The sequence below is a fragment of the Halobacteriovorax sp. genome, from assembly GCF_041587335.1.
Classification (GTDB): Bacteria; Bdellovibrionota; Bacteriovoracia; order Bacteriovoracales; family Bacteriovoracaceae; genus Halobacteriovorax.
Map to the genome: position 1 here is coordinate 24,100 of NZ_JBFGYP010000026.1, position 8,869 is coordinate 32,968.

At 35.3% G+C, this 8,869-nt stretch carries 10 protein-coding genes; 3 read left to right on the forward strand and 7 right to left on the reverse strand.

Features of this window, described 5'->3' with window-relative positions:
• Positions 1-35: 35 nt before the first annotated feature.
• The gene (locus tag ABX784_RS06045; protein WP_372653892.1) at positions 36-860 is read left to right on the forward strand and encodes a flagellin; all 825 of its coding nucleotides are present in this window, start codon (positions 36-38) and stop codon (positions 858-860) included.
• Here the strand turns inward: ABX784_RS06045 and ABX784_RS06050 are convergent.
• The 7 genes from ABX784_RS06050 to pstS are packed head-to-tail and all read right to left on the reverse strand — an operon-like array spanning position 857 to position 7,690.
• Entirely contained in the window at positions 857-2,674 is a 1,818-nt protein-coding gene (locus ABX784_RS06050) for an ATP-binding protein (protein ID WP_372653893.1), read from the reverse strand. The genes ABX784_RS06045 and ABX784_RS06050 overlap by 4 nt on opposite strands.
• On the reverse strand, positions 2,667-3,392 hold the full coding sequence (locus ABX784_RS06055) for a response regulator transcription factor (protein WP_372653895.1): 726 nt from the start codon (positions 3,390-3,392) through the stop codon (positions 2,667-2,669). The genes ABX784_RS06050 and ABX784_RS06055 overlap by 8 nt, the downstream gene beginning before the upstream one ends.
• Positions 3,392-4,063 carry a phosphate signaling complex protein PhoU gene (gene phoU / locus ABX784_RS06060; protein ID WP_372653897.1) on the reverse strand — a complete coding sequence of 224 codons (672 nt, stop codon included), beginning with the start codon at positions 4,061-4,063 and terminating at the stop codon, positions 3,392-3,394. Before phoU ends, ABX784_RS06055 begins: the two co-directional genes overlap by 1 nt.
• 11 nt (positions 4,064-4,074) lie before the next feature.
• Complete coding sequence (pstB, locus tag ABX784_RS06065; protein ID WP_372653899.1) at positions 4,075-4,839, reverse strand: phosphate ABC transporter ATP-binding protein PstB; 765 nt, start codon at positions 4,837-4,839, stop codon at positions 4,075-4,077.
• Complete coding sequence (gene pstA, locus ABX784_RS06070) at positions 4,836-5,699, reverse strand: phosphate ABC transporter permease PstA (RefSeq protein WP_372653901.1); 864 nt, start codon at positions 5,697-5,699, stop codon at positions 4,836-4,838. Before pstA ends, pstB begins: the two co-directional genes overlap by 4 nt.
• A 3-nt stretch (positions 5,700-5,702) precedes the next feature.
• A complete protein-coding gene (gene pstC, locus ABX784_RS06075) occupies positions 5,703-6,695 on the reverse strand; it encodes a phosphate ABC transporter permease subunit PstC (RefSeq protein ID WP_372653902.1) in 993 nt (330 codons plus the stop codon).
• An 8-nt stretch (positions 6,696-6,703) separates the two neighbouring features.
• Positions 6,704-7,690, reverse strand: coding sequence for a phosphate ABC transporter substrate-binding protein PstS (pstS, locus tag ABX784_RS06080; protein ID WP_372653903.1), 987 nt, complete (start codon positions 7,688-7,690; stop codon positions 6,704-6,706).
• A 477-nt stretch (positions 7,691-8,167) separates the two neighbouring features.
• On the opposite strand from pstS, the gene ABX784_RS06085 reads away from it, so the two are divergent.
• Both ABX784_RS06085 and ABX784_RS06090 read left to right on the forward strand, forming a co-directional pair.
• The gene (locus ABX784_RS06085; RefSeq protein WP_372653904.1) at positions 8,168-8,443 is read left to right on the forward strand and encodes a hypothetical protein; all 276 of its coding nucleotides are present in this window, start codon (positions 8,168-8,170) and stop codon (positions 8,441-8,443) included.
• 137 nt (positions 8,444-8,580) lie between these two features.
• Positions 8,581-8,869: hypothetical protein (locus tag ABX784_RS06090; protein ID WP_372653905.1), on the forward strand; the 289-nt coding region annotated here is incomplete at its 3' end.

Below are 8,869 nucleotides of genomic sequence, written 5' to 3' on the forward strand. Positions count from 1 at the left end.
TGTATTTAGAGTACTAATACTCAAGATGGATAGATATGAGAGTTAATACAAATTCAAATTCACTTCTAGCTCTTCGTAACTTGGAAAAGAACTCCGAGGAAGAAAAGACAGCTTTAAATAAGCTCTCTAGTGGTGATCGTATTCTATCTGCATCATATGACCCTTCTGGGCTTGCGATTTCTGAAAAAATGAGAGCAAGGCTCGTCTCCCAGGGTCAGGCAAAAAGAAATATGAATGATGGTATCTCAATGCTCCAAGTGGCCGAGGGATCTCTCAGCGAACTTTCGGGTCTAGGAGTTAGATTGAGAGAGCTCGCCATTCAGGCCTCCACTGATACAGTGGACGACTTCTCGAGACAAATAGCGAATAAAGAATTTGGCGAACTCAAAGAGGAAGTTAAGAGGCTTACACAGTCTAGTAAGTTCAATGGGAATAGTATTCTAAATGGAACTGCTAGTTATGATCTACAAATTGGTGTGAATAACAATATTTCAGAAGACAGAGTGAGCTATAACTTATCTAAAATTTTAGATGCTAAAGGAAACTTCGGACTAGACTCTATAGACTTGAGTTCAAAAGTTACTGCTAGAAACTCTATTGCTAAAATTGATAAAATGATGGGGCAAGTAGGGCTTTCTAGAGCAAAGCTTGGAGCATCTCAAAACCGTCTCGAATCAATGAACAATAATATAAATGTAAGCATGGAAAATCTATCAAGTGCTAAATCTTTGATTCGAGATGCTGACGTTGCTGAAGAAACAGCTAATAATATGAAAGCAAAAATAAAGAAAGACGCTACTGTCATGATGCTTCAAACTGTTAACAGTAATCCAAATAAAGTGTTAAAGCTTCTGTCTTAGGCCGTTTGAGGGATAGTTATCTTAAAGCTTATTCCGCCTTTATCATTAGTGAAAGTCGTTATCGTTCCTTTATGCTTTTGTACAATATGCTTAACAATACTAAGGCCTAGACCTGTTCCTCCAAGGTTTCTAGATCGACTTGAATCAGCTCTGTAGAATCTCTCAAAAATTCTCTTTTGATGTGACGGCTCAATTCCAGGCCCATCATCCTCAACGTAGAGATTAAATTCTTTTTCACCAGGTTCCCATCTGATTATAATATGTCCATTCTTATTGCCATACTTATAAGAGTTATCAACTAAGTTCGTAAGTACTTGCTCTATAAGAGCAGCATCAATATAGACTGTTTTTACATTGAAGATACACTCTACCTCTTTATCATTTTCAGAGTGAACTTGCTTTAAGTTAAGCAGTACTGTTTGTGTAATATCCTCAGTAAATGTTTTTGTTAAATATAACTTATGCTTAGACTCAATGACTGAGAGATTAAGTATTTCTTGAAATAATAGGGTGAGTCTATTTGAGTTATGTTCAATTTTTGAAAGGGCCTCTTTGACAATTTTATTATCTGAAACTTCTTTAACACCTTGAAGAATTTGAACATATCCTTTCATCGCAGTAAGGGGAGTTCTAACTTCATGAGAGACATTGGTGACAAAGTCTTCTCGCATTTGGTCAGCAAGTTTTTTATGAGATATATTTCTAAAGGTACAGATTGCACCTAATGTGTGTCCATCGTCTGAGATTAGAGGGCTTGTCGTTATATCAAACCATCCTTTTTCAGATCTTCCAACCATCTCTATTTCAATATTTCTAACTTTGGCACTTGCCTTATCTTTTAATGCGTCTCTAAGTAAGTCGTGAACCTCAAACTTTCTAGAAACCTCTAATAGTTTGAGATCTTTTTTATCTTGAATGATTTTAGATCTTTCTTCAGATATAAAGTTTTTATAATAGCGCTTATTTATAAAGAGTACGTTTTCATTGTTATCGATAGCGAGTATTGCATCGGAGTTACTTTCCATTAGGATTGAAAACTTCTTATTCTCTAGTTGAAGCTCCTCTACATAGTTTGCTAACTCTAATTCTGCTCTGTCTAAAGTTCTTTCAACAAAGTGCCATTCGTCATCTATTGCAATTGCTGTCTCTAAACCTTTAGGAGTAAGTTTTAAGTTCTTTAAATTTGATATTTTCTTTACTAGAGATCTAAGTGGAAATGAAACTTGTAGAGAAGTCCAAAGACTAAGTAGGGATGTTACTATTAAAAGTGGGAAGAAGAACAAGAGAATAGACCTATCGAGCCTCTCCATTGCAATTGCTATTTGTTTTAATGGTACCGCCTGCCGGATAATAAAATTTGAATCTTTAGTATTGAAACTTATAGCACCATAAATCATATCTGATTCTAAACTATTGCTATATCTCTCTGTCGTACCGAGACCTTTTTTTATAGCATCTTGAACTTCTGGGCGGTACAGATGATTATCTAGATTCTTTATATCTATATAGTTATCACAAAGAACATTGCCTTCAATATCAATTAGAGTGTAGCGAGTCGACCAATTTAACTTTAGGGACTTACACCATTTAATAGGATCAATATTCTGAGTTGTAATTGAATGTTTAATAAGCTCTAGAGATTCTGTAACTTGGTTTAATGATTGATTTGTAATATAGACTTTTAAATAATAGCGAGCTGAGAAAACTGTTATGAGTATGACTATAGTCGTGAGAACAATCTGAGAAAGTGCAATTCTCTTGAAAAACCTCCAAGGAATTGTATTGATAAAGTGATCAGTTCTTGTTTCAGACATAGTTCTTAACTCTATATCCTATCCCTCGAATGGTTTCAATAAGATCGGAGTGTACTCCAAGCTTTTTTCTTAGTCCAAAAACGTGAGTGTCAATTGTTCTATCTGTCACATGTACAGGTCCATCTTGAATAAATTCAACTAGTTGGTTTCTTGTAAGCACTTTTCCTGGCTGATTTAAGAAGGCAACCATAAGCTTATATTCGCTTAAAGTAAGATCTAGGTCACTTTTGTCGATTGAGACTTTACACTGACTCATATCAAGACATATTGGTCCTAGGTTTATAACTTCTTCAACTGTTTGACTTGATTTCTCTACATGTGCAGACCTTCTAATGAGTGATCTGACTCTTGCACTTAATACATTTATATCAAAAGGTTTATTTATATAATCATCTGCTCCAGCATCAAGTCCTTCAATAATACTTTCGGCCTTCGTTAGAGCTGTTACCATTAAGATAGGTTTCTCTTTCGTTTTTTTAAAGAGTCTAAGGAATTTACATATCTCTAATCCATCTGTTCCTGGAAGCATTCTATCGAGTATAAAGAGATCGAAAGGTTCACTATTTTCTCTATCAGATGGGCTCGATTGAATTAATTCTAGAGCAGCATCTCCATCTTCAACGACTGTAACGGAATAGTTCATTGACTCTAGTTGAAGTTTTAATAAATCGGAAATATCTCTTTCATCTTCGACAACTAAAATATGGTTTGTAGACATTACTTATCCTCTTGTCCTTTGATTTTAACTTTATCTTCTTTTCTTCTTCCAAACTTTAAATCAGCGCTATGTCTAATGTCAGCACCAGATTCTAAAAAGATAACATCTTCTGCTATATTAGTCGTCTGATCACCAATTCTTTCTAAACATTTAGCAACTCTAATAACTGAGAAACCTTCATCAAGGTCTACCTTGTCATCTTTCATCGCTTGAACAAAGTCTCTCATGATATCTCTATACAGCTCATTAACTGAATGGTCATGTTGAATTACATCTGTGGCCAGCTTTGAGTCTAGCTTAACGAAAGCATCAATACTATTTTGAAGCATCATTTTCACTTCTTCAGTTAGTGTTACTAGTTGCGGGTATTCCTTTCCTAGCTTTTTCATATTTCTTTTTATATTTACAGCTTGGTCAGCAATCCTTTCAAGTTCTGAATTTATCTTCATTACTGAAAGAGCAATTCTTAAGTCTGTAGCAGCAGGAGTTTTAAGAGCTATATACTTAAACACATGGTCATCAATGTCTGTATGGTACTTATTTACTTGATTTTCAAATTCAAATACTTCTTGAATTGTCACACTTGATTTATATGAGTTATCAACCATTGCTTCAACAGTTGAGGCCATCTTTAAAACCATTTCCCTTAAATCTGCACTTGATATATCCATGATTCTTCCTTCTAACCGAATCGTCCGGTTATATAGTCTTCAGTTTTTTGTTCTTTAGGGTTTGTAAAAATATCTGAACTAAGACCGTGCTCTATCAAATCTCCTAGAACGAAGAAGCTAGTATAGTCAGCTATTCTTGCAGCTTGTTGCATATTATGTGTGACAACAATAACTGTGAACTCTTTTTTTAGTTCACTCATAAGATCTTCAATTTTAGCAGAAGCAATTGGGTCTAGAGCAGAGGTAGGCTCATCCATAAGAAGGACTTGAGGGTTAACTGCCAATGCTCTAGCTATACATAGTCTTTGCTGTTGTCCACCAGATAAACTTGTTCCTAGTTTGTGAAGTTTGTCTTTTACTTCACTCCATAGAGCTGCTTTTCTAAGGCATTGTTCAGCTACATTCATTAAGTAGGACTTATCTTTTATTCCCTGAAGTCTAAGCCCAATTGTTACATTGTCTAAAATACTCATTGCAGGGAAGGGGTTAGGTTTTTGAAAAACCATTCCTATTCTTTTTCTAAGTTCGACAGGATCGACACTCTTATCTAGAACATTCTTTCCTTCTAAGATTATTTCTCCTGTCGCTTTTGCTCCAGGGACTTCTTCATAAATTCTATTTAAACATCTTAAAAAAGTAGACTTACCACATCCTGAAGGGCCAATAATCGCTGAGATCGATTTCTCGGGATAGCCCACAGATATGCCTTTTACTGCGTGAAAGTCTTCATACCAAACATTTAAATTATTTACTTGTAGAATAATATTGCTACTCACTTTATACCTCTTCGAATTAAATGCCTGAGACTTCCTAGTTTAACCAGTAGTCTCGATAAAAGATTTATTCCTAGTACTATTGTAATAAGAACAAATGCTCCGGCCCATGCTTGTCTTCTCCAGTCATCGAAAGGAGAGATTGCATAATTATATATTTGTACAGGCAATGATGCCATTGGCTCATCTATTCTGTAGCTTAGATACATATTACCAAATGATGTAAATAGTAGGGGAGCTGTTTCTCCCGCTGCTCTTGATATTGCTAGCATAACACCTGTAATCAATGATGATAGATTACCTTTAACTACAATATTTAAAATAACACGCCATCTTGGAAGTCCAAGTGCAAGACCTGCTTCTCTAATATGTTGAGGGATAAGTTTAAGTATTTCCTCAGTAGATCTACAGACAATAGGTAGGATTATGATACTGAGAGCAACCCCTCCGGCCATTGCTGAAAAACCTTTGAGTGGAACAACAATTAATATATAGGCAAATATCCCAATAATAATTGATGGAACCCCAGTGAGCATATCAATAGAGAACTTAAGTAAGGTTGCGACCTTTCCTTTTCCAAATTCACTTAGGTATATTCCACATAGAAGTCCTGTAGGGATTGAGATTATGCTCGCAATAGCAACAAGATATAAAGTACCAGTTATTGCATGTCTCATCCCACCACCAACTTCTCCAACAGGTTTTGGGAAAGCTAGGAAGAAGTCTAGATTAAGTGATGACGCTCCCATTTTGAAGACGTAGGAGACTATTAAAAATAGAGGAAGCAGTACAATCACTGCGGCTAAGTAAAGTGAAGCGTGGAAAGCAATATTTTTAAACTTTCTCCAATGTAGATAAGTCATAAGTTATCCTCTGGCCTTTCTTTGCTTTTTCCAGACAATTGCTCGAGCAAAAGAGTTAACAATAAATGTTACGAGAAAGAGTAGTAGTCCAATATAGCACATTGCAGATAAGTGAAGATCACTATCGGCCTCTGCGTATTCATTTGCTATCACTGATGCCATTGTGGCCGCAGGTGAAAATAGGGAAGCAGTAATAGTTGGAGAGTTTCCAATAACCATTGCTACGGCCATCGTCTCTCCTAGGGCCCTTCCTAATCCAAGAACGACACCTCCTGTAAGACCAGAAAATGAAGGCTTGATCAGTGCAATTTTTATCATTTCAAATCGAGTAGCACCTAGTGCAAGTGCGGCCTCTTTTTGTATTTTTGGAACTGTCTTAAGAACCTCTCGACAGATTGATGTAATAGTTGGGGTAATCATTATTGCAAGTATGATTGAAGCGGTAAGAATACCAATTCCAAAACTTGCTCCTTGAAATAGAGGTAAAAAACCAAAGTTACTTTTTAGAAAAGGTGTTAAAACATCTTTTACAAAAGGTCCTAAGAAAAATATTCCCCAGAGACCAAATACGATACTTGGAATGGCAGCAATCATTTCTACAAATAGAGAAATAAGTTTACCTAATTTAGTTGGAAGAATTTCATTTATAAATACTGCGACTGATATACTTAGTGGGGCCGCAATCATAATTGCTAAAGCTGAAGTGACAAGCGTTCCAAAAAGAAATGCAAGGGCGCCAAACTCATCTTCTACTGGGTTCCAGTTATCATTGAATGCGAAGCCAATCCCAAACTCTTTAATCGCAGGAAGTGACGAGTTTAGAAGCATCGCGATCATCCCTAGTAGTAGTATGATTACTAGCGATGCTATTAGTTTTAAAAGAAAATAGGCGAACTTATCTTGTTCGCCGTATGTTAAGAAGCTCTTTTTTTTAGAGATATTTCCATTATTCTCTGTAGAAAAACTATTTTGAACATTTTCAATATCTCTAACCATCATTAATCCTATTTGATTTCTTCAAGCATCTTAGTTGCAAGTGATTTTGGAAGTGGAGCGTAGTGTAACTCTTCGGTCATGTTTTGCCCTTTTGTTAGTGCCCACTTTAAAAACTTTTTAACTTCTTTTAATTGAGTTGTTTCTTCTTTTACTGGTAGTAGAATGTAAGTGAAAGCAGATATTGGGTAAACACCTTTTCCTGCAGCATCTACGATAGAAGCTGTTACTTTTGCATCTTTTTTCAAGCTTGCTGCTGAAAGAGAAACACCTTGAACTGATGGCTTTTGAAATTCTCCGGCCTTATTCTTAAGTGCTACTGTAGGAAGGTTGTTCTTTAGTGCATATGCAAGTTCTACATATCCAATTGATCCCTCTGTTTGCTTTACAGTTGCTGTTACACCTTCGTTTCCTTTAGAACCAATTCCAACAGGCCACTTTAATGATTTTCCTCGTCCTACTTTAGACTCCCACTTTGTTGAAACTGTAGAAAGGTAGTCAGAGAAAATAGAAGTAGTTCCTGATCCATCGGCTCTTCTTACAACTAGTATATCTGTATTAGGAAGTTTTACTGCAGGATTCAATTTTTGAATTCTTCCATCATTCCATTTTGAGATATCTCCAAGAAAGATTGCTGAAAGAGTTTCTCCGTCTAGGTTTAAGTTACCATTTACTTCTAAGTTATATGCAACTGATACAGCTCCAAGAACAGTAGGGATATGCTTAACTGGCCAAGCCGCTTTTTTCATATCTCTTTCTTTCATAGGAGCATCAGATGCACCAAAGTCAACTGTTTGCTTGATCAATTGTCTGATTCCACCACCTGAGCCAATTGACTGGTAGTTGAACTGAACATCTTTATTATTTTTATTATATTCAGAAAACCATTTTGAATACATTGGGTATGGAAATGTTGCACCTGCACCGTTAACTTTAGTTACAGCGTAAGTATTCGTCGCCATTAGTAATACTAGTATTAGTGAAAATAAACTCTTCATCTGTTTTGCTCCTTAAAGCGAATGTCTTATAAATAGTTGATAAATTTATACCAATATAATCGACTTGCTTTGTTAGGATTGTGTTAGATGACTATTTGATTTCTCTTGGCCTTTCCTTAGGCTAATTTTATGTCCTAAATTAAGGAACTAGGTTTTGTTTTTATGTATTTTTACAGTTCTCTATGTCCAGGCAACACCGGTATGAGGAGATTGTTTTCCTCATTTATTTGTCACAAGTGTATGTGCTTAAAATAAGTGAAATCACGAATTCGTTGGTCTGAGTTTTCAAAGACTTACCTCTGCTCTATGGAGGAAAAGGATACCTTAAGATTCCTTGATGATAATAATTTCGGATATTTATAAGTTACCAATAATTTTCGTAAATCAAATTTTATTTAAAAATATCTTAAATTGTTGAGCAGTTTACAACGATACTGACTTGATCAAATAATATTTAACTTTGTCAGGATATTTTAAATGAATGTTGTACGTTTATTGTTAGTTACTTTATTTTTTACAATAAATACATATTCCTCTGAGTGTGGCCTAGCTGATTCCATTGCCTCTGTTTGTAGTAAGAATAAGAGAGTTAAGAGTCTCGCTGAGCTAAATACTTATCTTTCAAGGTATGCTGAGAAAGACGGAGTCTATAGAAATCTTGTTATAGATTTTGATCTGAATTCTGATGTAGATTTAAACATTCATTCACCGTGTAAAATAGTATTCAAAAGGCTTAAAGGCTTAAAGGCTTAAAAGTAAAAAATCTATGTGTAAATGGAAAAGAAGGAATAGTTTTCCAAGATAATATTACTCTTGAGGCAGATAATCTATCTCTCTATTCAAGGAAGAGAGTTGTAATCAGACACCACGCTGATATTACTGCAAAAGATTTGAGTCTCATTTCTAATGGTGAAGGGCTAGATTCAAGGGTTCATATTAGACACAACTCTCAAATTAAAGTAGATAACCTTACTCTTGAAGCAGATGCAAGAGCAACACTCGGGCATACGTCAGTATATACAATCGCTAATAGTTTAAATATATCTTCAAATATTGAGTTCTCTTCTATTTGGAAAAACACTTCTGTAAACGCTCAGTCTGTGAATATACTTTCAAACAATAAGAATCTACTTTCAAAGAATACATCTATAAATTCACCGGTTATAAATCTCTCAGCAC